The 284-nt window shown below is 53.2% G+C and carries 1 protein-coding gene; it reads right to left on the reverse strand.

Features of this window, described 5'->3' with window-relative positions; translation table 11 throughout:
• Positions 1 to 284: VCBS domain-containing protein (locus tag MD535_RS26000; RefSeq protein ID WP_265678151.1), on the reverse strand; the 284-nt coding region annotated here is incomplete at both ends.

Below are 284 nucleotides of genomic sequence, written 5' to 3' on the forward strand. Positions count from 1 at the left end.
ATCGGTATCTTCAATGACGCCACCGATGTCAGTACCCGCTATCACGGGTGCGTCGTCAGTACCTTCAATGGTTACTTCGATGATTTGGGTTTTACTGCCATCAATCGAGGCAACTTCAAAGCGCTCAACGCGTGTATCGCCGTCGCCGAGCTCTTGCACGCCAGTGAGGCTGTTATCGACGTTGTACGTCCACGTGCCGTCCGCCAAGATGGTCAGCGTGCCGAGAGGCGACTGACCTTGATCATTGTTTAGACTCGTCACAGTAGTATTGAACGCCGCTTCAT

Origin of the sequence: Vibrio qingdaonensis, from assembly GCF_026191675.1 — a bacterium.
Classification (GTDB): Bacteria; Pseudomonadota; Gammaproteobacteria; order Enterobacterales; family Vibrionaceae; genus Vibrio; species Vibrio qingdaonensis.